This window comes from Cedecea neteri, assembly GCF_000758305.1.
GTDB classification, from domain to species: Bacteria; Pseudomonadota; Gammaproteobacteria; order Enterobacterales; family Enterobacteriaceae; genus Cedecea; species Cedecea neteri_C.
In genome coordinates, this window is record NZ_CP009458.1 from 488,253 (window position 1) to 509,171 (window position 20,919).

Genomic DNA, 20,919 nt, shown 5'->3' on the forward strand with positions numbered 1-20,919 from the left:
TGAACAGGTCAGAAAAGACGAAAACAGCCAGGCAGGAATGAAAAGCAAAAGCCCGATCGTGCTGACCGGGCTTTATTTTTTTAGCTAGCTTTACGCGCTTGCGCCTGGCGATATTCCACCAGATCTTCGATGGTCACAACCGCCATATTGTGTTTACGGGCGAACTCGATGCACTCCGGCGCGCGCGCCATGGTGCCGTCGTCGTTGGTCAGTTCACACAGCACACCCGCAGGTTTGAAACCAGCCAGAGAAACCAGGTCGATAGTGGCTTCAGTGTGGCCGCCACGAGTTAACACGCCGCCCGGCTGCGCACGCAGTGGGAAAACGTGACCAGGGCGGTGCAGGTCGCTCGGCTTAGCGCCATCGGCAATCGCCGCACGAACTGTGGTCAGGCGGTCGGCCGCAGAAACGCCGGTTGTCACGCCGTGCGCCGCTTCGATGGTCACGGTAAACCCGGTGCCAAACGCGCTGGTGTTATTTTCAACCATCATCGGCAGGTCGAGCTGTTTACGGCGTTCGTCGGTCAGGCACAGGCAGACAATGCCGCTCCCGTGGCGAATGGTCAGCGCCATTTGCTCAACGGTCATGGTTTCAGCCGGGAAGATCATATCGCCTTCGTTCTCACGATTTTCGTCGTCGAGAACCATGGCGCCACGGCCTTCGCGAAGCGCATCAAGAGCACGCTCAACGCGCTCAGTCGGGGTGCCAAATGCAGAAAGTAGCGTCTGATTCATGGTAATAAAAACCTCATTAATATTATGGTTACCAGAATCAGGGCAGTCTTAGGAGCTAAAAAAATAACGCGGGCAGGCCAGGGCCTGACGTGATCGTTACTCTCTCCCATCCGGACTTTAACCGTCGGCCCCGGAATTACACCGGATCTGCTGACCTTCAGGCAAAGCCTGAAGCGCTCGCGGGCTTTCAGCGTTCGCTGATTTACCGCCGGTGGGGAGTTTCGCCCCGCCCTGAGAATAAGCAGGTTCACTATAGCGCTAATCATTTTTGTGGGCAACGATTACACAGGCAACATTTCCAGTTTATCCCCTGGCAATCAGGCATTACAATTAGCCCTATTACTCGCCAGATAATGGAAGCCGCTATGATTGACCCGAAAAAAATTGAACAAATCGCCCGCCAGGTCCATGAGTCTATGCCGAAAGGGATTCGTGAGTTCGGGGATGATGTGGAGAAGAAAGTACGCCAGATCCTTCAGTCTCAGTTAACCCGTCTTGACCTTGTGAGCCGCGAAGAGTTTGACGTGCAAACTCAGGTGCTGCTGCGCACCCGCGAGAAACTGGCTCTGCTGGAGCAGCGTCTGACCGAACTGGAAAACCGCGAAGTCCCGAAAGACGCCGAGTAATCCCCATCCCCCTGGCGCTCCCGCAAAGGAAAGCGCCTGGGGGAAAGGCTCAGCGCAAAAATGCCTCGCTCAACCGGACCCAATATGTTGCGCCTACCGAAATACAAGCGTCGTTAAACTGATACAGCGGATGATGTACCGAGTAGTCGTCTTTCCCCGTCGCCGTTCCCAGCCAGATATAACAACCAGGCACCTCTTCCAGCATAAAAGAGAAATCCTCACTGCCCATCATACTCTTAACCTCCTGAGGGTCAGCGACTTTATCTGGGCCGAATGTATCCCGGGCAACCTGAAGCGCAAAGGCCGTTTGCGCTTCGTTATTTATCGTCACTGGATAGCCAAAATCCACTTCAATACTGGCCTTCACGCCAAAACTTTCCGCCTGAGCGTGGACGAGAGTCTCAACCCTTTGTTTGAGCGCCTCACGCACCTCTTTTTTAAAGGCACGCATGTTCAGTTTCAGCACGGCGCTATGAGGAATAATGTTGTGCGTTGTGCCGCTCTGCAGGCTGCCCACGGTAACCACAGCTGAATCCTGAGGATCGATATTGCGAGAGACGATAGTCTGCAGCGCCATCACAATAGATGCCCCAGCTATGGTAGGATCGATACAGTGCTCCGGCATCGAACCATGCCCGCCTTTGCCTTCCAGGGTGATCGTCAGACTGTCAGAAGATGCCATCAGCGCCCTTGGTTTTGTCACAAATTGACCGGCGGGGATCAGGGGGAAATTATGCAGGCCAAACACCGCATCACACGGAAATAACCTGAACAGGCCATCGTCGATCATGCGCTTAGCACCACCGATCTTTTCTTCAGAAGGCTGGAAGATCAGGTGTAATGTCCCATTAAAAGGCTTCTTCTCCGCCAGATAGCAGGCCGCCGAAAGCAAAATGGCACAGTGTCCGTCATGCCCACATGCATGCATTTTACCTTCGACCTGGCTTGCCCACGGCAGCCCTGTTTGCTCCTGCATCGGCAGCGCATCCATATCGGCGCGGATCCCCAATCTTTTACCGCCGCTACCCACTTTTAACGTCCCAACTACCCCGGTGCCTCCTAACCCGCGATGTACCTCGTAACCCCAGCCCATCAGCAGCTCAGCAATACGATCGCTGGTGCGAAACTCTTCAAAACCCAGTTCCGGGTGCTGGTGGAAATCACGCCGAATGGCGATCATCTCTTCTTCACGATCCAGAATCTCTTTAATCAACATAGATAGCTCCTTGTATTAAGCATCGGGTAGCGTTTTCCGTTCCCGCCAGGCAAACAGCGCCGCCAGCGAAACGAAAGAGCAAAAAATCAGATACCATGCCGGCGTCATCGGCTGCCCCGTCACTTTAAGTAACCAGGTCACGTTAAATTGTGCAAAGCCGCCAAACAGCGTTACGCCAACGGCATAAACGATACCGATCCCCGAGGCCCGAACCGTTTGCGGAAATGCTTCGAGCAGCAGCAAAAACAGCACCACAGTGCAAACATTAGCGAGCACCTGATCGACAGCAATTAACGCGATAGTGATAAACAGCGGCATGCCGTTAAGGATCGACGCGAAGATCGGCCAAATCAGCACTAGCGACACGGAAAAACAAATAGTCATGATCGGTTTACGTCGGGGCAGACGGTCCGCCAGCTTTCCGGCAAAAAAGGGGATCAGGAGTGTCATAAGCGCTGCCGTCAGGCTGATCCAGTAGGAGGTTGCCGCCGGCATATGCAGCGTGTTCACCATATAGGCAGGCATGTAATAAATAATAATGTAAAACGTTGTTGTGCCTTTCATTATCAGCAAAATGCCGAGCAACAGCGCACGGCGATGTTCCCGCCAGAGAGTTTTTGCCGAATTCTCCTTCTGGGGAGTTGATTCAGTATGATGGGTTTCCGGCAGGTGACGTCGGATGTACATGCCAATGGGCATGATCGCCAGGCCCAGAATAAAGGGTACGCGCCAGCCCCAATCGTACAAGGCTTCTTCACTGAGATAATGGCTCAATCCCGCGCCCATGGCCGCACCAAAAAGCGCCGCTCCCCCCTGGCTGGTCATCTGCCAGCTCACGCGTTGCCCGCGGCGGGATTTATCCCCGGCCTCCATCAGCCAGCTGGTCGCCGCGCCGATTTCTCCTCCGGCAGAAAATCCCTGGAGCAAACGCCCGGCTATCAGCACCATTGGCCCCACAATCCCGGCCTGGCTGTAAGTCGGCGCAAACGCCACCAGCATGACACCAAGTGCCATCAGCCCGAGGATCAGCGTCATTCCTGAACGGCGGCCATGTTTGTCTGCATAATTGCCCAACACCAGACTCCCCAAAGGGCGCATGACAAAACCGACGCCAAAAGTCGCGACCGCCAGCAGCAGAGAAACATAATCATTACTGGAGGGGAAAAAGAGGTGACCAATGATGACCGAAAAGAAGCTGTACACCGCGAAATCATAGATTTCTAATCCGTTTCCCAATGTCACAGCCACCAGCGACTTAGCGCTGGTTCGCTCTTCCACTGGGCGGCTCAGAGGCGGCACCGCGGCTATCAACCCACTGGCTGTGGAGGCAGAACTGGCAGATGATTTCATGCTCACTTCCTTCTAATTATTTTTTGCATGTTGTGTTGTTACTCCGGGGAGTGATTCGACTATCTGCATAAAAAAAGAACATCGCAAACATAAAAATTAGTTATGCCTTTGGTTATATTCTTCCTATCCTGAAAGCACATTTTTTGCACTATGGCGGTGACACAAGGCGGGGTAACAAATGAAAATCAAACTAAATCAGTTAGATGTATTGCTAGAGGTTGCCGCACAAGGCAGCATTGGTAAGGCAGCCCGGGCGCTGCATCTCACTCAACCCGCCATTTCCAAGACCATTCAGGAGATGGAAACTGAAATCGGCATGCCAATTTTGCAACGCTCATCACGGGGCGTGACGTTGAATGAGTACGGGCAAGTGCTGTTGCGCCATGCCAGAGATATTGATCGATCGTTACATCAGGCAAGAGATGAAATAGATAATCTGCTCGGGAAAGCTATGCGCCAGTTGCGCGTTGGATTTACCTCCGCCGCCTCTTACGGCCCCTTCTGTACCACAATGAGTCAGTATCAGACACGATACCCAGGCGTGAAGCTAACCGCGATGGAAGGCAGGCCGCACCAGATCCTGGATGCCCTGGCGAATCAGAGATTGGATATGGCGGTAATGACCAGCGCGAGCGGAACGCCCATCGGTACGTTTTATCACGAGACACTCTACGCACTGAGCAATACCATTATTGCCGGCGAACATCACCCCGTTACCCACACCACGACGCTGAAAAGTCTGATGCAATTTCCCTGGCTGGACTGGGATGAACCAGGGGAACACTCTATTCTGGGCCAGGTTTTTCGCCGCTATAACCTGCCGCTACCACCGACGATTGTTCACTGTTCTTCCCCGTGGATTATGGCGCGCATGATGGAGCAGGCACCCATTGTCAGCATGTGGACATCGGTCAGGCTGCGCTTCCCAGGTTATGAAAAAAACCTTCGTCCACTCACGCTCAAAGAAGTGTTGCCGGCAACCAGCGTGAATATCGTTTGCCCCAGCCTTGGACGACTTTCCACTGCGGGAACAACTTTTATGGAAATGCTGAGGATCAATTCGCGCGATTGGCTCCAGGACAGCGACGCACTGGAGATGGTGGCGAGAATATAAAAAAGGCGGATAAGCCTGAGCTATCCGCCTTGTTTCACTGAAAATCACCGAATCAGAAGGTTTCCCAATTGTCGTCAGACGCTGCGGCTACGGCTTTACGCGGTGCAGGCGTCGTCGCGACAACCTTTGGCGCAGCGGCCTGGGCTTTGGCCTGGCGCTCCTGAGCGATACGGAACACGGAAACGGACTGCGTCAACCGGCTAGCCTGCTCTTCCAGCGCAGCGGCTGCGGCGGCAGACTCCTCAACCAGGGCGGCGTTTTGCTGGGTCACACGATCCATTTCTGCCACCGCCAATCCAACCTGATCGATCCCGCGGCTTTGCTCGTCAGAAGCAGAGGCAATCTCGCCCATGATATCGGTCACGCGGGTCACCGCATTCACGATTTCCCCCATGGTTTCCCCGGCGCTTTCAACCAGCGTTGAGCCGGTATCCACCTTGCTGACCGAGTCCTCAATCAGGGTTTTGATCTCTTTCGCGGCCTGCGCGCTACGCTGCGCCAGGTTACGGACTTCTCCGGCTACCACGGCAAAACCACGGCCCTGCTCGCCCGCACGGGCAGCTTCAACGGCGGCGTTAAGAGCCAGGATATTGGTCTGGAAGGCGATTCCATCAATGACGCTAATAATGTCGGCAATTTTCTGCGAACTGCCGGCAATTTCACTCATGGTATGCACCACATTGTCCACGACTTTGCCGCCGCGCTGCGCGGTTTCAGACGCACTCAACGCCAGCTGGCTAGCCTGGCGGGCGTTCTCGGCATTCTGTTTCACCGTGGCAGTCAGCTGCTCCATGCTCGCAGCCGTTTCCTCAAGCGAAGCCGCCTGCTGTTCGGTACGAGAAGAGAGGTCGTTATTGCCGATGGAAATCTCGCTGGCGCCGCTATAAATAGCATTCGCGCCGTTGCGGACCTCGCCCACGGTAATCACCAGCTCGTTTTGCATATGCCGCAGGTTCTCGGCCAACTGGCCCATCTCGTTGGTGCCTTCCACGTCGATTTTGCGCACCAGATCGCCGCTGGCGATGTGGCGAATGCTTTCGATCAGGCGATTCAGCGGAGAGATAAGCGTGGTGCGGATCCCCTGCCAGACCACAAGGATCACTACCAGTACCACAATCAGGACGCCAATCAGGATCCAAATCGCCATGCTGTAGGAGCTATTGCTGCTGTCGACCGCTTCCTGATAAAGGTGATCGTTTTGCTGCAGATAGTTAACGTATTGCTTCTCAAAGCCGTCCTGATACCCCTGGGTTGGCTGATCGAAGAATTCATTAATTTTCCCCGCACCGAGCAGTTGAATCAGCTCCGCCAGCGCGCCGTGATAAATATCGTAGTTGCGCTTAATTTCTTGTGCGGCCGTGTCGCTTTGACGTGGGTCGCGCGGTAAAGCTTCATAAGCCGCCCACTCAACCTCAGCCTGTTTCAGCGAAGTGCTGGCGATCGCCATCAATTCTTCAACGGTTGCACCGCTGCCAATTTTATTGGCATCCATCATGTAACGAATACCGGCGCGGTTCAGAGTGTTACGGGTCTGCAGCAGCGCGACCCAACTGCCGTTCAGCGTTGACTGCTGCTGACGAATGGTTTGTAGAACGGTGAAATTTTCTTTGTCCTGCTTCAGCGCGTTGAAGAACAACCCACCGGAAGCTATCTGCAAAATGCCAAACAGCCCCAGGACGACCAGTAAGCTTGTAACGATTTTGATACGGTTTAACATTGCTTCTCATTCCCTGTAAGACAAGTCTTAATCATCGGCGTAACAGCAGAAAACTTTACCCAAAGCGTTTTTTTGCCGTTTTTTCTGCTACTCCCAGGAAATGGCCTGGCAATAATTCATCCTCCACGCCTGCGGGGTTAAGTCGTAACACATTCATAACCCGAGTTTTTTTCACTATCATTTTTTTAATAGTCAACCAGCCCGGAGGAAGGCATGCTCACCGTTGCTATCTGTGAAAGAAATAGCCATTTTGCCAATGGCATTAAAATTATTATCCAGCAGCTCTGTCATCAGTTTAGCGAGACTTATCATTTCCTACCGTTGGCGCACCAGGATGTCGCGGATCTGGTTTTTTTCGCACTCGATGACAACTGGTCAACGGCCAACTGCTACAAAATACCGCAGACGACGCGCCATCAGAGGGTGATCCTCATCTGCAAAAAGCAGGATCAGGAGAACCTGATGTTTCGCCCCTGCCTGTATATGCTGCCGTCTATTTACCGTGAGGATGAGGTCGAAGATGTCAGGCTCAAGCTGGCCCCCTGGATAGATCCCGAACGGCGTAAAAAAAACACGCTGCCGGTGCCTACATCTATTTGCCACTACTGCACAACGCGGCATTTCAACATGCAGGAGCGCGAGCTGTTGAAGCTAATGGCCTGTGGTTACTCGCTGATTGATGCGGCTTTTATTATGCATATCGATGAAAATGCAGCGCGAGATAAACGACTGTCGATTATGAAAAAACTTAATATCAAGAGCCAATATAAACTCATGAATTATATCAAGCTCAATTTGCCTTTCTTGCTGGATTGAATCCATTGATTAAGTACTTTCTTATTATGCCAGGGAATTACTCTTAATTATTAAAAAAACACTCCCTTCACACTTCAGGGTTGCGAATTTTCGCAACCTGGAATAAGCCATCCCTGCTATTCACCCTTTCGTAGCGCTGAGAGAATACGCTCAGAATAATCTCCAAATTTGCTGAAAGTGCACGACCTCTTTCTCTCAGGTCATTGATCGAACAGCAACTCCGTAATAATTGTCACAATTAGCGACAAAATAATGATAAATATTTCTAGCGATAACATTTTATTATCTGTTAACCAGCATATATCCGGCCTCCGCCTGGAGCCGATTGTTAATTTATTCAGCGGACACGTTATTCATTACGAAGTACTCAGTCAGCTAACGCCGTCGCGCGATCCTGACGCTTTTTTTGCAAATCTGCCGGCTTCCGACAGCGTGGCACTTTTTTGCCAGCAAACCGAACTGCTGAAGTCCCGACAAAAACCCGGCAGATACTGCCTTAACCTTCCTCTTATGGCGTTGATTGACGATCGGCTATTCACACACCTGCTTGATGTTTGCGAATCATGGATAACAATTGAGATACAGGATGCTCCACTTTTCGGTCTGTGCTCCACGCAGCATCAGCTTTGCCTGTGTGAGCGAATTAAGCTGTTACAGCAACAAAGGATATCGGTCTGGCTTGATGACCTTACCGACGGCTGTATTGAAAGCTTCCACCGCTACGCCATTGATGTCGGCGGAGTAAAAATTGATAAACACGCATTCTGGACGCTCAGCAAAAACCGCCGGGCACTTAGGCAATTGGTTGCACAGTGCGCAGATATATCACCTCAGGTTGTCATTGAAGGTATCGAAGACACGCAACATCTCGAACTTGCTCGCCAGTCAGGTGCCAATCTTGGGCAGGGCTATTTATGGCCGCATAAACGTTGGCTGCTCTCTGATACATTGTCATTGTGAGGAGGCTTATGTGCGCAGCCATGAGGCGAAATAAACACCGTCGTAGTCGGACTGATTATTTTCTAAACCCCGCCAACTACACAGCGCCACTTTTTTTTGATCGACTCGAATATCTTCAGCAGCAATTGATTGGGGGACAAAAACCAAAGAAGCCCGACGCCATCCTGATTTCTGCCGACAGCTTTCTCAGCCACGCAATCACCGGCAATCTTTTTCAACACCTTAACATTCCGGTTTCCTCTTCACTGGATGACGTCATCGCGCATCAAACACTCTCCTCTGTACCCCGTCTGATCATCGACCTCGACAGCCTGGAGACACCGACGTTTGAAATTCTGCAGACCATTCGCCAACAGATAATCGCCACGCCGCAGTCCCAAATCATCTTGCTTAGCGCGTTACGAAAACCTGAAGTTACGCGATTTATTCTGCTGGCCGTGGACTGCCAACTCGTAGAGCGTCGTCTGCCGCCGGACAAACTGAAACAGGCGCTAAGTTGTTACGACACCGATTTGACCACGCGGTACGACACCCCCGGTTTTTCCATTAGAGAATGGGCTATTTTACTGGCGCTAGGCCGCGGAGAGTCATTGAAATCTATCGCCCTTTTACTGGATAAACCCTATCATTACGTCGTTTACCGCTTCAACGTTTTGCTGGCCCGACTGGGCCTCGATAAACGCAGTAAAATGCTGCATCTGCTTCATGAAATTTCTGTTGCAAATAACGCACATTGGCGATCGGACTAACCTACTGAGTGATAAGATATTTTAAGAATTTACTTAATTTCTATGTTCAACTTGAGTTAAAAACCAACAAAATAATAACAATTACAACTATTCCTGGAAGCAATTCTTCCGCCCTGCCGCCATTCAGCACTTTTTGATCCAAAACAAATTAACAACAATCAGAACTAAATGTCATTTTTTCTGCAATAAAAAGTCTTTCAAACCAACCTAACTTAAAATTAAGGTGAGTTAATTCAATTTAGAAAAAGGCCAATTAACTACACAGCATTTCGTATTGACTCAGATGCCCCCCAGGAACATCAGACTTTTCCCACAAAAACTGCGCTGTATAATCACTCCATCACATATTTATATTTGCCAGGGCATTTATAACGTTTAAATGTGAAGTTATTTAGGCAGTCGTTCTCCGCTACGAATAACGAATTTAAAAAAGGGATAAGTTTTAAAGCAAACAAGGAGGTTCCCGCATAAAGACCGGCAACCGCCAACTCACTGTTTATCACTTTCGCTGCCATTGACGCTGTGTCAAAGCGATGTTTTTATCAAACAATCGAGGCAAAAAAAATGAAACCGGCATCCGTAATCATTATGGACGAACACCCTATTGTCAGAATGTCGATAGAAGTCCTGCTCCAGAGAAATAAAGATATTAATGTTGTTTTAAAAACAGATGATGGTCGGGAAGTTATCGACTATATGCGAGCGAATCCGGTCGATCTGGTGATTCTTGATATTGAACTCCCTAACACCGACGGTTTCACATTGCTTAAGAGAATCAAAGGAATACAGGAAAATACCAAGATCCTTTTCCTGTCATCAAAATCAGAGTCTTTTTACGCCGGACGCGCGATTCAGGCTGGTGCCAACGGTTTTGTGAGCAAACGTAAGGAACAGGAAGATATATTTAACGCGGTTGAAATGTTGCTGTCTGGCTACTCCTTTTTCCCTTCTGAGACGCTGCACTTTATCAGTAGCCATAAATCTCGTCGGGGAACAATGGACGATATGCCGTTATCCAATCGCGAAGTTACCGTCTTACGCTATTTGGCAAACGGGTTGTCGAATAAAGAGATTGCCGAACAGCTATTGCTTAGCAATAAAACCATTAGCGCACATAAAGCTAATATATTCTCTAAACTCGGACTCACTTCCATTGTCGAGCTGATTGACTATGCCAAGGTGCACGAACTGCTATAAGGGACCTTCACGCACTGGAAGCGGAAATACCGGGAACCTTCTCCCGGTTATTTTCTGGAATCATTAAAACGCATTTAGTTATAATTAATCAGAAACGTCGCATCCGCATTGGCCAGCCCGGCATCCGCATTGTCTGCCGTGGCAATGTAGTTGGCCCAAAACTTCAGCGTCACATCACCGTTCGCATCAACCTGCATCGTTTTACTGGCATTATTCAGCAACAATCGGGACTTATCCTCATTCAGTAGCTCAATGGCCACGTTCTTCGCCGTACTGGCCGCGTTGAGCGCCAGCAGACCTGTCCCGGTACTTTTTCCATTGAAGGTGATGGATGCCGTGCCGCTCGGCGGACAGCCCGTTAGTTTCAGGTTGAACGGCATTGCCTGCGTCGTGCTTCCGGCAGTGCGCAGCTGTTTGGTCGGCCACGAGCCCAGCTTCACGGTCTTGTTATCACTTCCCGTCTCTACAACGCAGGTGTAATCCACGATATTGCCACGCAGCTCAACGTTGATCTCACCCAGCGGAGTGGCCGCTTTCGCAGAGGGCATGAGCACTAGCAAGGCCAGCGCGCTCAGGAAAAATTTGTTCATCCTGCCCCCTTAATCGAAATCAACACGCAGATAGCCACGGGCCGTGAACGGCCCTTCCTTCGGCTTAACGCCCGTCACGCTGACCGGCCAGGCGCGAATTCCCACTCTTGCCGACGCGGCGTCATCCAGCTGGAAATTAATCTTGCTGCCAAGGTTGTTTGGCGTCAGGGGAGTCCCGCTGGCGTTTGCCACGATAAAGCCCAAATCGCTGTTATCGGAGATCATCATATTGCCGCTGCTTTTCTCTGCCTCAAGGCGCAGCGTGAGGTAAGCCTGGGCATCGATATTGGTGCATTTGATGCCGACCGTTTTACTTTGCGGGGTCACGCTTTGCGGGCGGTTACCGGCCCCGGCCTGGCTGAATAACGATGCCCCGATGCTGCCAAAATCAAACTCCACTACCTGCCCGGCGTTGATTTCGCATGTCTGCGGGACTTCAACTTTGCCGCTGTAGCTGATGGTGTAAACCGGCGTACTTAAAGGATCTGAGCCACGTGTCGTCACATAGACGCGGAACATGGTCTGTTTCGGGATAGGCACCATGTTAATAAACCGGCGCGTCACCTTCAGACGGAACACCAGCTTCGAATCCTGCACACCAAAAGGCTGCTGCTTAGAGACGTTGGGGTGGCTCCCCATTTGAATGTAATTGCGCGGCGGGTAGAACGTACCGGCATAGCTGTCGGTGATCTGCATCGCCCCGTTAAGATAATCATTAATCTTCAGGTACTGATAACTGCCCACAACTTCCTGAACGGGCAAATCCGTCACGTAGCTTCGCATCGTCGTGTTACCGCTCGTGCCGGCCGGGCAGGTGGCATTCACCCCGACCCACTGCGTTTTTTCCGCCAGGGTAATCACTTGCCCAACGTTGTTATTGCTGCTGTTAAATTTGTCCGACAGATCGTAGGAGACGTCGGTGACGGTGCCGCTTGAGTTGTAGCAAACCGTCGCAGCAGCAGGGCCTGCGCAGGCCAGCAGCAAGCCACCCGCAATAACATTGTTCAGTTTCATTTTCATCTTCCTGACTCTCTCCGCACGCTATGAACAGGTGGCGGTTGCCATGACGACAGCCTGCTTCAGGCTCTCTTCCGGCAGGGAATAGTTGGCGCGACACTGGGAACCCTTCCCGTCGCCCCATTGGATCAACAGCTTGCCCTTCAGCGGTAGACCGCTGAGGTAAATCTGCCCGTCGTCACCGGCCATGCTGGTCACGCCGCTTTGCTCTTCCCGCACCACGGAACCAAACGGCACCGGGCGGTCACCGCGTTTAACGGTGAGGATCGCCCGCACGCCAATTCGGGCGTCGAAGGTGGCACGAACCAGCGCGCCCTCCGTCGGCACTACGCTGCTAACGTTGTTTTCGATGTCGGTGTGGTTGTCCATTGTGTTGGTGTCCAGCGCTACGCGGTTGTAGCGGTAAACCGTGGCATACGGCATGACGGCATAGCCGCGCCAGTCTGTTTTCACCCCGGTCTGGTTTTCAATGCTGACTCCGGAAGCGCCTGGCGCTTTAATCAATACGTTGGTATCTCCCAGCGGCTGGCTGAAAGTCACCCCGTCCGCATGGCCGACCACGCCGCCGGAAGCCTGCCAGTTGAAGTCATGCTGATTGCGGTCATAGTTGTAGCCCAGGCCAAGCGTACCGTACGTTGCCTGCCAGTTGGCGGTGGCGCTGCCGGAATAGCCGTTATTGCTGGTATGCCCCTGGCTGACGCTGTAGTTCAGGTTACGGCCTTCCAACAGCGTGCCGCCGACCCCGGTTTGCCAGCTGTTTTTGCCGTCAGAGCTGCGGCTTGTGGCCATCGTGGCATAGGCACGATCCAACGCCGTATCGCGCGAATAACCGTGCCCAAGCAGCGTGCTAAACGGAATCGAAATATTGAAGGCGACAATCCGGTTGGTGTCTGCCAGGCCGAGCGACTTACTCCACGACCAGGAAAGCGAGTAGCTGATCCCGCGCCAACCGCTGGAGTACCCCAGCTGGTACCAGGTATTGTCCTGATCGGTTCCCCAGTAAGTTTGCTGGCTACCGGAAACGTAGACCGAGCCGTAATCGCCCAGCGACTGGGAGATGTTGACCTGAAATCGGCCCTTTTTGTTGTAGCGGAGGTTGTGATAGCTGGTCGCCACCAGCTCCTGGCGATTGCTGTCGTTGTTTTGCCACTCGTACTGGTAGCCTTCCATATTCCGGTAAGCCACATCATCCAGAGTGTAAAAACCGCGCGTGGAATAGCGATAGCCCAGCAGTTGGAAGTTGGTTCCGTAACCGCTCAGGGATTTGGCATACAGGAAGCGCAGCGACTGCCCCTGATGCTCACTGTCATCCGCCAGCTTGCTGCGTGCATGGGTAAGATCGAGCGAAATCGCCCCCCAGTCACCAAGGTTTTTACCGGCACCTAACGCGACGGCGGTATAGCGTTCTGCCAGCTGTGTCCCGCCATAGGCGGTGTAGCCATTCGGCAGACCGGCAATCAGCGTACCCTGAGTAAAGAACGGCTTATCCTGCTGATTATTCCCGCTGCGGAAATCCCCCATCACCACGTCATATTTAAACCGACCTTCACGCTGCAGCATCGGCACGGTGGAATAAGGCACGGTGTACTTCTGCACAGAACCATCTTTCTCTTCTACCGTAACTTCTAAGTCACCGCTTGAAGACGTCGGGTTAAGATCGCTGATGGCGAACGCGCCCGGAGAAACGTAGCTCTGATAAATCACGTAGCCATTCTGGCGGACAACAATTTTGGCGTTGGTACGCGCAATTCCGCGCACGGTTGGCGCGTAGCCCTGCAGGCTGTCCGGGTACATGCTGTCGGAAGAATAGAGGCGTGCCCCACGAAACCCGAGGCTGTCGAACACATCGCTGCCGGTGTTGCTGTCGCCCATGACCAGCTCGCCCTTGAGCGGAATAATCGTGCGCTGCAGCGTGGTGCTGATGTTCTGCCATTGATTCTGGTGGTGGCCATCGCCGCTGGTGTAGTTCCATGCGCCGTTATTGCGCAGACGCCACGGGCCCAGGTTCAGGCCGCTTTGCAGGTTCAGATAATAGCTGTCGTTGTAAGTGCCACGGTTGCCGGTGAAGGTGTAGTTCAGCAGCGCCGCGGGGATCCCTTCATCCCACTGATCGGGCGGAATGTAGCCACGGGCGCTGTTGATTAAAGAGGCCTGAGGCAGGCTAATATCAAGCCGCAGGCGCGAAAAGTCATAGCTCACTTCAGCGCCGGGTACCGCCGTCGTCACGGGAACGCACTCGCCGGATTTATATTTTGCCAGCTCAGGATACGCCAGCATATTCAGCCCAAGACGCTTGAGCCAGTCAACGTCGAGACAGGCCGTCAGCCCGCCGGACTTCACGGCTTCAGAAGCAGGGACTTTCGATTCTGTCGCGGTAAAATGCACGTCTTCGGTGGCAACAAATTCATCGTTGCGCCAGATGTCTACGCGATAAACGCCCGGCGGCTGACTGCTGCCTTTTTCGAAACGAGACAGATCCGCCACCGTCGCGGTATCGTCCGACAAAAATGCCGGGTTGAAATAGCTCTCGGCGGCAGCGAACGCGGGCCAGAGTGAGGCCACAATGGTCGCCGCCAGCGGCGCTAGCGTAAACACCTTACGCGAGACTGATCTCTTCATGATTTACCTGCTTCCCTTTGCCAGCCTGGCGTTACTGCATGACACCCGCTTGTGCTTTGGTCACCGCGCCGTAGTCGTTAACGGTCTGGAAGCTCACTGCCCCCTGAACGCCGGACGGCACAGCAACCTGCACGCTATTTTTTGGCGCCACCATGGTGTTAGGCAGTTTTTCACTCCCCATCTTCAGGTTGACCAGCGAAACGTAGTAAGGCGAAGGGTTGCTGATCTTCAGGTACTGGCCGCTGCGCGCGAAGCGAATCTCTTTCAGCGCATCTTCCGGCTGCATCTGCAGATTTTTAGGGCGCACGAACAGCTTGATGCGGGAAAGCACCGCCAGTTGAAGGACGTTTTTGCCCTCAACGCTGTTTTTATCCACGGAAGGGATGGCCTTCACGTTCATCCAGAAAATGGATTCGCGATCCGTCGGCAGCGCAGGTCCGGCGTAGATAATACGCAGCGTGTTTTCACTTTTTGGCTCGCTGACAAACAGCGGCGGCGTGACCACAAAACTTTTCTCTTTCTGCCCCAGATCGTTATCGATCCATGAGTTCACCAGGAAGCGTTCTTTCGGATCGCTGTTGGTGATAGCCAGCGAAGTTTGTTTCGCATCGGCCGGGTAAATTACGCGCGTGGCGCCCAGGGCAATACCGCCTGCTGCCTGCGCATTAAAAGCAACCATCATTAAAGAGAGCATCAGTGCCGAAACGGCTTTATATAATTTGTTCATCACGACAGGTACCATCAAAATAGCCAGAATGGAGAAGCAGAGGTTCAGGGATAAACCAGCGTGAACCAGACGTCAGAGCGAATATTTCCGGGCGACATATGCTTTGAAACCGCACGATAACGGGCAGTAAAATGAAAACTCATTTCCTGCGTGGTTATTTCCGAATAAGACGCCGGTTCGCTATTGGGAATAATCAACTGCTGCTGTGGGTCAAATAACGCCAGGCCAATGCCGCTGCTGGCATCATTGCCACTTACGCTGGACGTGGCCAGAAAGACCAGCGGATCTTCCGCCGGAGTAGACCCCTGAAACGCGATGCCCACATGGTCATAAACCTCCGGGCGACAGTCCGTCAGCCGAAGGGTAAAAGGGATGCTGGGCGGCGCGTAGCTGCCAACATCTTTAAATACGTTGCTCGGGTACTGGCCCATTTGCACCGTCATTTCCTGACTTTCAGGCGCGACGGCGCAGGCGCCGTTAACCAGCTCACCCTGCATATGCACTTCCCCACCGTGGATAACCACGATGCGCTTTGCCTGAACGGGATTCACCGCAGCCAGCATCGCCAGGAGCAGGATTTTCCTTATCATCATCGTCCTCTCTGGACTCGCGTCGGACAAGCCTCATCCGTGAGGCTGAATCATCCCTGTGCTCTCAGCCGTGGCTGATTATTCGTATTTCATAACGAAAGTTGCGTCCGCGTTCGCAGCACCGGCAGTGGCGGTCGCCGCAGTTGCTTTATAGCGAGCGGTGAACGGAATGGTGTTCTCACCGTCGTTCAGAGTCTGAGCGGTAGAGAAGGTAGAACCGTTCGGAGACAGGGTCTTAGAGGTACGATCCAGGATCTCGATACCTACGCCTTTCGCGGTGGTTGCGTTACCGCCAGAGTTTACCGCCAGCAGCGTTGGGTCGGTCGCATCAGTCTGGCCGGTGAATGCCACAGAAGCGGTGGCCGCAACGGTGCTATCGCAGTCGGTCAGAACGATGTTGAATGGGATCTGGGAAGAGGTATCGCCAACTTTGGTGAAAGCTGCGGTACGGTACTGGCCCAGTTTAACGATCTGGCCGTCGGACTGCGTGCTCACTGCGCAAGCGGCGTTAACCAGCTCGCCCTGGAAGTGTACGGTCCCGCCATTAACGGTAACAGGATCTGCTGCGTTAGCGGCACCGCTCACCAGAGCAACGGTGGCGATCAGAGAAGAGGCGATTTTGCTTAATTTCATGGGTATTCCTTCATATATAAAACGCACATCGGAGTTATGCATCCTTCATGACTCCGTTTGAATCATCATCGGTCTTAAATGACCGCATAACGCATTCCCCACATCCTGTGGGAATTCCTTAGAATGCTTAGTGGTTTCATTAGAATTAAAGACAAACGTTTCCCCAGCGCATTATTTAATGTGCCGAACGACGTTATCTTTAATAATTCAAGATGAAATTTTTATATATTCGTGATGGGTTACGAAGTGTGGCTAAATTAAGCCAAATTTGAATTAAGTAACAGATGCCAATTCTTTATGTTATATAAGCGCGGTCTTAATAAGACCTAAGAAATCACCAGGGAAACATTTCGGGAAAACGGGCAGAAAGGGATAAAAGGCTCGTTAATTTAGGGGGTTATATTGTTCTCTTAGCACCAGAATATTGTTCATTTTTTGTTAAATTTGTATGTTTTTTGTTTCATTCAAGAAAGAGGGTTTTGAACACCTAATGCGCAATACTGAGTGAAGTTGCCAAAAGGTTAAAGACGTTGCGCAAGCGATGATACACTGGAAGGCTTGCCCCGCACTTTGACCCAGGACTTCAGGATGAATGAAACAGCCCCCCATGCCATTCCGGCAAACTCAATAACCCGCCCCAACTGGTCGGCGGTCTTTGCCATCGCGTTTTGCGTGGCCTGTCTGATTACCGTTGAGTTTTTGCCGGTTAGCCTGCTGACGCCGATGGCGCAGGAACTGAATATCTCCGAAGGCCTTGCCGGGCAATCGGTCACGGTCACCGCCTTTGTGGCGATGTTTGCCAGCCTGTTTATCACCAACCTGATTGGGTCGACCGATCGCCGCCGCGTGGTGCTGCTTTTTGCTGTTTTGCTCACCGCCTCCTGCCTGCTGGTTTCGTTCGCGGGTAATTTTTCTCTGTTACTGCTTGGTCGAGCCTGCCTTGGGCTGGCGCTGGGCGGCTTCTGGGCCATGTCGGCCTCGCTGACCATGCGCCTTGTTCCCGCACGCACGGTGCCTAAGGCACTGTCCGTTATCTTCGGTGCCGTATCGATTGCCTTAGTGATTGCCGCCCCGCTGGGCAGCTTCCTTGGAGGGATCATCGGCTGGCGTAACGTCTTTAACGCCGCAGCCCTGATGGGTGTCGCCTGTATTATCTGGGTCTGGAAAGCGCTGCCTTCTCTGCCGGGCGAAGCCGCACACCAGAAGCAAAATATGTTTGGCCTGCTCAAACGTCCGGGCGTGCTGGCGGGTATGCTGGCTATTTTCATGGCGTTCGCCGGGCAATTCTCGTTCTTTACCTATATCCGCCCGGTGTATATGACCCTGTCAGGCTTTGACGTTGACGGCCTGACGCTGGTGCTGCTGAGCTTTGGTATCGCCAGCTTCGTCGGCACCTCACTTTCCGCCCCGATCCTGAAACGCTCGCTCAAGCTGGCCCTGGCCTGTGCGCCGCTGATCCTTGCCATCAGCGCCGCGGTACTGGTGCTTTGGGGAGCAAACAAAGCCGTGGCATCGGTAATTGCCATTGTCTGGGGGCTGGCCTTTGCCCTGGTGCCGGTCGGCTGGTCAACGTGGATCACCCGCTCTCTGGCGGATCAGGCGGAAAAAGCCGGGTCGATTCAGGTGGCCGTGATCCAGTTGGCCAACACCTGCGGGGCGGCAATAGGCGGTCTGGCGCTGGATAACCTCGGCCTGCTGGCCCCGCTTATCCTGTCCGGCAGCCTGATGCTGCTCACGGCGGTGCTGGTTGCGGTGAAAGTTCGGGCTTAAAAACAACTAAAAATAGCGCCTTGAATTAGGCGCTATTTTTTTATCAACCGCGCCAGAAAGGCTTATCCCCGAGGATTGTCGCGCGGTGCATAATACGGCGGGCCGGGAGGTAATCGGCGTTGGCGTAATGCTGCGTCACGCGGTTGTCCCAGATGGCAATATCATTTTGCTGCCAGCGCCAGCGCACCTGGAATTCAGGCTTGGTGATGTGGGCAAACAGGAAGCCCAGCAGCGTCTCGCTCTCTTTCTCCGTCAGATTAACAATGCGCGTGGTGAAGCCTTCATTGACGAACAGCGCCTGCTTGCCGCTGATCGGATGCGTGCGAATCACCGGATGGCGCAGCGGCGGGTTCTTCGCCACGGCTTCGCGCCAGCGCTGGTGTTCGACTTCGCTGTGGGCGTACTTGTACTCCTGGAACGATTTACGGAAATCGTGCTCCGCCTCCAGCCCGGACAACAGCTTTTTAAACGGTTCCGACAGCGCCTCATAAGCGGCAATCCCGCTGGTCCACAGCGTATCGCCACCGGTTTCCGGCAACTGCTTCGCCGCCAGAATCGCCCCGGCAGGCGGCGTCTCAATAAAGGTCACGTCGGTGTGCCAGTTGTCGTTATCCGGCGGATTATCGTTGTGGGTATCCAGCACGATAATTTCTTCCACACCTTCGGCATGTGGGTAAACCGGGTGAATATGCAGGTCACCGAAGCGCAGAGCCAGCGCGCGCTGTTGTGCGGGCGTGATTTCCTGTTCACGGAAGAACAGTACCTGGTGGCGGATCAGCGCGTGGTAAATCTGCTCGAACTGGTTGTCGCTCAGGCCGCGCGTTAAATCCACGCCGTCGACCTGCGCCCCGATATACGGCCCCAACGGCTTAATGTTCACTTTTTCACTCATTGCCCTTCTCCATGCCACGGGGTCAGGCGGCGCTGTAGCGCCCGCAGCCCCAGTTCTAAACAAAATGCGATGACGGCAATGACGCCGATCCCGGCCAGCACCACGTCGGTCGCGAGAAACTCACCGGCGGACTGCACCATAAAGCCCAGCCCGCGCGTGGCGGCGATAAGCTCTGCGGCCACCAACGTGGACCAGCCCACGCCCAGCCCAATGCGGAACCCGGTCAGAATTTCCGGCAGCGCGCCCGGCAAAATCACGTGCCAGATAACCTGCCAGCGAGATGCCCCGAGCGCCTGAGCGGCACGAATGCGTACCTGCTTCGCGCTGCGCACGCCCGCCATGGTGGACATGGCCACCGGCGCAAAAATCGCGAGATAAATCAGCAGGATTTTGGATGTTTCGCCGATGCCGAACCAAATCACCATCAGCGGCAAATAGGCCAGCGGCGGCACCGGGCGATAAAGCTCGATCAGCGGATCAAGAATGCCGCGCACGGTGGGACTCAACCCCATCGCAATGCCCACCGGAATACCAATCAGTACCGCAGCGGCGAGCGCGGTAAGAATGCGCCCCAGGCTCGCGGCCAGGTGCTGCCACAGCGTGGCGTCCATAAAGCCCTGCGGCCCGGCGATAGTGATAAGCTTCGCCAGCACCTGCCCCGGCGGCGGCAGAAACAGCGGGCTTATCCAGTGCTGCGCCGCTACCCACCACCACAGCAGCACCAACACCACCAGCGTGGTTGCGCTCAGGGTAAGCTGGCGCGAAAACGGCCAGCGCCACGCAAATTTGCGGCGCACGGGTTTGTCCTGAATAACGACGCTCATAAGAAGCCCTCCCGCTGATCGAACACGCGGCTCAGCACGTATTCACGTTTGGCGATAAATTCCGGGTCAGATTTGATGCTGCGGCACGGCTCCCCGGCGGCAAAGCGGCGGCCAAAATCAAGCGGGAGCCGCTCCAGGACGCGGCCAGGGCCAGGCGATAGCAAGACCAGCTCCGTCGCCAGAAATACCGCTTCTTCAATGTCGTGGGTGATCAGCAGCACCTGCCGACGGCTTTCGTGCCACAGCTTCAGCAGCAGGGTTTGCATCTGCTCGCGGGTAAAGGCATCCAGCGCGCCAAAGGGCTCGTCCAGCAGCAAAAGCTGGGGCTTCGTCGCCAGCGCCCGGGCAATGCCTACCCGTTGCCGCTGCCCGCCGGAAAGCTGCCAGATGGCGTTTTTTGCCTTATCTTCCAGCCCTACTTTGCGCAGCATGTCGAGCGCAATCTCTTCCCGCTCGGGCTTAGCCTGCCCGGTAAGCTGCAGCCCGAAGGCCACGTTATGCAGCACCGAGCGCCAGGGCAGCAGTCCTTCATTCTGAAAAACAACCCCGCGCTCGGCGCCGGGGCCTGCAACCGTTTTGCCCTGCAGCGTAATGCTGCCGGAATGATAGGGAACGAAACCGGCGATCAGGTTAAGCAGCGTGGTCTTACCGCAGCCGGAAGGGCCGAGCACCACCAGCAGTTCGCCCTCGTCCACCGTCAGATTAATGTCGTCGAGTACCGGCTTGCCGCCGTACTCCGCGCTGAGATGCGAAACCTGTAGCATCGCCGTGTCTCCTG

At 53.7% G+C, this 20,919-nt stretch carries 20 protein-coding genes and 1 riboswitch; of the genes, 7 read left to right on the top strand and 13 right to left on the bottom strand.

Translation table 11 applies throughout. From position 1 onward, the window contains the following. Positions 1–80: 80 nt before the first annotated feature. Entirely contained in the window at positions 81–734 is a 654-nt protein-coding gene (gene ribB, locus LH23_RS02210; protein WP_008460907.1) for a 3,4-dihydroxy-2-butanone-4-phosphate synthase, read from the bottom strand. A gap of 94 nt (positions 735–828) precedes the next feature. Continuing rightward, a riboswitch (FMN riboswitch) is annotated at positions 829–977 on the bottom strand. 122 nt (positions 978–1,099) lie between these two features. Between ribB and ubiK the strand changes: the two genes are divergently transcribed. Further along, a complete protein-coding gene (gene ubiK / locus LH23_RS02220) occupies positions 1,100–1,360 on the top strand; it encodes a ubiquinone biosynthesis accessory factor UbiK (protein ID WP_039296297.1) in 261 nt (86 codons plus the stop codon). A gap of 49 nt (positions 1,361–1,409) precedes the next feature. Here the strand turns inward: ubiK and LH23_RS02225 are convergent, their stop codons facing one another. Together LH23_RS02225 and LH23_RS02230 are read right to left on the bottom strand one after the other, a co-directional pair. After that, positions 1,410–2,576 carry a M20 aminoacylase family protein gene (locus LH23_RS02225; protein WP_039287841.1) on the bottom strand — a complete coding sequence of 389 codons (1,167 nt, stop codon included), beginning with the start codon at positions 2,574–2,576 and terminating at the stop codon, positions 1,410–1,412. Between the two features lie 15 nt (positions 2,577–2,591). Beyond that, a complete protein-coding gene (locus LH23_RS02230; RefSeq protein WP_039287844.1) occupies positions 2,592–3,926 on the bottom strand; it encodes an MFS transporter in 1,335 nt (444 codons plus the stop codon). Positions 3,927–4,104: 178 nt separating this feature from the next. Between LH23_RS02230 and LH23_RS02235 the strand changes: the two genes are divergently transcribed. Beyond that, positions 4,105–5,040 (top strand): LysR family transcriptional regulator, encoded by a 936-nt coding sequence (locus tag LH23_RS02235; RefSeq protein WP_039287851.1) that lies wholly within the window; start codon positions 4,105–4,107, stop codon positions 5,038–5,040. 52 nt (positions 5,041–5,092) lie between these two features. Here the strand turns inward: LH23_RS02235 and tsr are convergent, their stop codons facing one another. Continuing rightward, entirely contained in the window at positions 5,093–6,757 is a 1,665-nt protein-coding gene (tsr, locus tag LH23_RS02240) for a methyl-accepting chemotaxis protein (protein WP_039287855.1), read from the bottom strand. A 213-nt stretch (positions 6,758–6,970) separates the two neighbouring features. Here tsr and fimW point away from each other — a divergent pair, with 213 nt between their 5' ends. The 4 genes from fimW to fimZ all read left to right on the top strand — a co-directional run bounded on the left by fimW (position 6,971) and on the right by fimZ (position 10,479). Further along, positions 6,971–7,573, top strand: a complete 603-nt coding sequence (fimW, locus tag LH23_RS02245; protein ID WP_039287857.1) for a fimbria biosynthesis transcriptional regulator FimW — start codon at positions 6,971–6,973, stop codon at positions 7,571–7,573. A gap of 252 nt (positions 7,574–7,825) precedes the next feature. Continuing rightward, on the top strand, positions 7,826–8,533 hold the full coding sequence (locus LH23_RS02250; RefSeq protein ID WP_039287859.1) for an EAL domain-containing protein: 708 nt from the start codon (positions 7,826–7,828) through the stop codon (positions 8,531–8,533). A gap of 8 nt (positions 8,534–8,541) precedes the next feature. Continuing rightward, positions 8,542–9,282, top strand: a complete 741-nt coding sequence (locus LH23_RS02255; protein WP_039287862.1) for a hypothetical protein — start codon at positions 8,542–8,544, stop codon at positions 9,280–9,282. Positions 9,283–9,846: 564 nt separating this feature from the next. Beyond that, positions 9,847–10,479, top strand: a complete 633-nt coding sequence (gene fimZ, locus LH23_RS02260) for a fimbria biosynthesis transcriptional regulator FimZ (RefSeq protein WP_039287865.1) — start codon at positions 9,847–9,849, stop codon at positions 10,477–10,479. 74 nt (positions 10,480–10,553) lie between these two features. Here fimZ and sfmF read toward each other — a convergent pair whose 3' ends face one another. The 6 genes from sfmF to fimA all read right to left on the bottom strand — a co-directional run bounded on the left by sfmF (position 10,554) and on the right by fimA (position 16,655). Then, entirely contained in the window at positions 10,554–11,069 is a 516-nt protein-coding gene (gene sfmF, locus LH23_RS02265; RefSeq protein ID WP_039287868.1) for a fimbria assembly protein, read from the bottom strand. Between the two features lie 9 nt (positions 11,070–11,078). Then, on the bottom strand, positions 11,079–12,083 hold the full coding sequence (fimH, locus tag LH23_RS02270; RefSeq protein ID WP_039287871.1) for a type 1 fimbria D-mannose specific adhesin FimH: 1,005 nt from the start codon (positions 12,081–12,083) through the stop codon (positions 11,079–11,081). A 27-nt stretch (positions 12,084–12,110) separates the two neighbouring features. Continuing rightward, entirely contained in the window at positions 12,111–14,705 is a 2,595-nt protein-coding gene (locus LH23_RS02275; RefSeq protein ID WP_039287873.1) for a fimbrial biogenesis usher protein, read from the bottom strand. A 31-nt stretch (positions 14,706–14,736) separates the two neighbouring features. Further along, entirely contained in the window at positions 14,737–15,432 is a 696-nt protein-coding gene (gene fimC / locus LH23_RS02280; protein ID WP_039296301.1) for a type 1 fimbria chaperone FimC, read from the bottom strand. Between the two features lie 44 nt (positions 15,433–15,476). After that, a complete protein-coding gene (gene fimI, locus LH23_RS02285) occupies positions 15,477–16,022 on the bottom strand; it encodes a type 1 fimbrial protein subunit FimI (RefSeq protein WP_039296303.1) in 546 nt (181 codons plus the stop codon). A gap of 78 nt (positions 16,023–16,100) precedes the next feature. Then, positions 16,101–16,655: a type 1 fimbrial major subunit FimA gene (fimA, locus tag LH23_RS02290; RefSeq protein ID WP_039287876.1), complete on the bottom strand. Its 555-nt coding sequence runs from the start codon at positions 16,653–16,655 to the stop codon at positions 16,101–16,103. Positions 16,656–17,243: 588 nt separating this feature from the next. Here fimA and nepI point away from each other — a divergent pair. Next, positions 17,244–18,425, top strand: a complete 1,182-nt coding sequence (nepI, locus tag LH23_RS02295) for a purine ribonucleoside efflux pump NepI (RefSeq protein WP_039287878.1) — start codon at positions 17,244–17,246, stop codon at positions 18,423–18,425. A gap of 43 nt (positions 18,426–18,468) precedes the next feature. Here the strand turns inward: nepI and tauD are convergent, their stop codons facing one another. From tauD to tauB, 3 genes are read right to left on the bottom strand one after another with little or no spacing between them, the layout of a single operon-like run. Then, positions 18,469–19,317 (bottom strand): taurine dioxygenase, encoded by an 849-nt coding sequence (gene tauD / locus LH23_RS02300; RefSeq protein WP_039287881.1) that lies wholly within the window; start codon positions 19,315–19,317, stop codon positions 18,469–18,471. Then, a complete protein-coding gene (gene tauC / locus LH23_RS02305; protein WP_039287882.1) occupies positions 19,314–20,141 on the bottom strand; it encodes a taurine ABC transporter permease TauC in 828 nt (275 codons plus the stop codon). The genes tauD and tauC overlap by 4 nt, the downstream gene beginning before the upstream one ends. Further along, positions 20,138–20,905: a taurine ABC transporter ATP-binding subunit gene (gene tauB / locus LH23_RS02310; protein WP_039287885.1), complete on the bottom strand. Its 768-nt coding sequence runs from the start codon at positions 20,903–20,905 to the stop codon at positions 20,138–20,140. The genes tauC and tauB overlap by 4 nt, the downstream gene beginning before the upstream one ends. Positions 20,906–20,919: the final 14 nt, after the last annotated feature.

Coding starts and splice junctions, on each gene's coding strand:
- ribB (WP_008460907.1), bottom strand. CDS start 734: ATGAATCAGACGCTACTTTCTGCATTTGGCACCCCGACTGAGCGCGTT.
- ubiK (WP_039296297.1), top strand. CDS start 1,100: ATGATTGACCCGAAAAAAATTGAACAAATCGCCCGCCAGGTCCATGAG.
- LH23_RS02225 (WP_039287841.1), bottom strand. CDS start 2,576: ATGTTGATTAAAGAGATTCTGGATCGTGAAGAAGAGATGATCGCCATT.
- LH23_RS02230 (WP_039287844.1), bottom strand. CDS start 3,926: ATGAAATCATCTGCCAGTTCTGCCTCCACAGCCAGTGGGTTGATAGCC.
- LH23_RS02235 (WP_039287851.1), top strand. CDS start 4,105: ATGAAAATCAAACTAAATCAGTTAGATGTATTGCTAGAGGTTGCCGCA.
- tsr (WP_039287855.1), bottom strand. CDS start 6,757: ATGTTAAACCGTATCAAAATCGTTACAAGCTTACTGGTCGTCCTGGGG.
- fimW (WP_039287857.1), top strand. CDS start 6,971: ATGCTCACCGTTGCTATCTGTGAAAGAAATAGCCATTTTGCCAATGGC.
- LH23_RS02250 (WP_039287859.1), top strand. CDS start 7,826: ATGATAAATATTTCTAGCGATAACATTTTATTATCTGTTAACCAGCAT.
- LH23_RS02255 (WP_039287862.1), top strand. CDS start 8,542: ATGTGCGCAGCCATGAGGCGAAATAAACACCGTCGTAGTCGGACTGAT.
- fimZ (WP_039287865.1), top strand. CDS start 9,847: ATGAAACCGGCATCCGTAATCATTATGGACGAACACCCTATTGTCAGA.
- sfmF (WP_039287868.1), bottom strand. CDS start 11,069: ATGAACAAATTTTTCCTGAGCGCGCTGGCCTTGCTAGTGCTCATGCCC.
- fimH (WP_039287871.1), bottom strand. CDS start 12,083: ATGAAACTGAACAATGTTATTGCGGGTGGCTTGCTGCTGGCCTGCGCA.
- LH23_RS02275 (WP_039287873.1), bottom strand. CDS start 14,705: ATGAAGAGATCAGTCTCGCGTAAGGTGTTTACGCTAGCGCCGCTGGCG.
- fimC (WP_039296301.1), bottom strand. CDS start 15,432: ATGAACAAATTATATAAAGCCGTTTCGGCACTGATGCTCTCTTTAATG.
- fimI (WP_039296303.1), bottom strand. CDS start 16,022: ATGATAAGGAAAATCCTGCTCCTGGCGATGCTGGCTGCGGTGAATCCC.
- fimA (WP_039287876.1), bottom strand. CDS start 16,655: ATGAAATTAAGCAAAATCGCCTCTTCTCTGATCGCCACCGTTGCTCTG.
- nepI (WP_039287878.1), top strand. CDS start 17,244: ATGAATGAAACAGCCCCCCATGCCATTCCGGCAAACTCAATAACCCGC.
- tauD (WP_039287881.1), bottom strand. CDS start 19,317: ATGAGTGAAAAAGTGAACATTAAGCCGTTGGGGCCGTATATCGGGGCG.
- tauC (WP_039287882.1), bottom strand. CDS start 20,141: ATGAGCGTCGTTATTCAGGACAAACCCGTGCGCCGCAAATTTGCGTGG.
- tauB (WP_039287885.1), bottom strand. CDS start 20,905: ATGCTACAGGTTTCGCATCTCAGCGCGGAGTACGGCGGCAAGCCGGTA.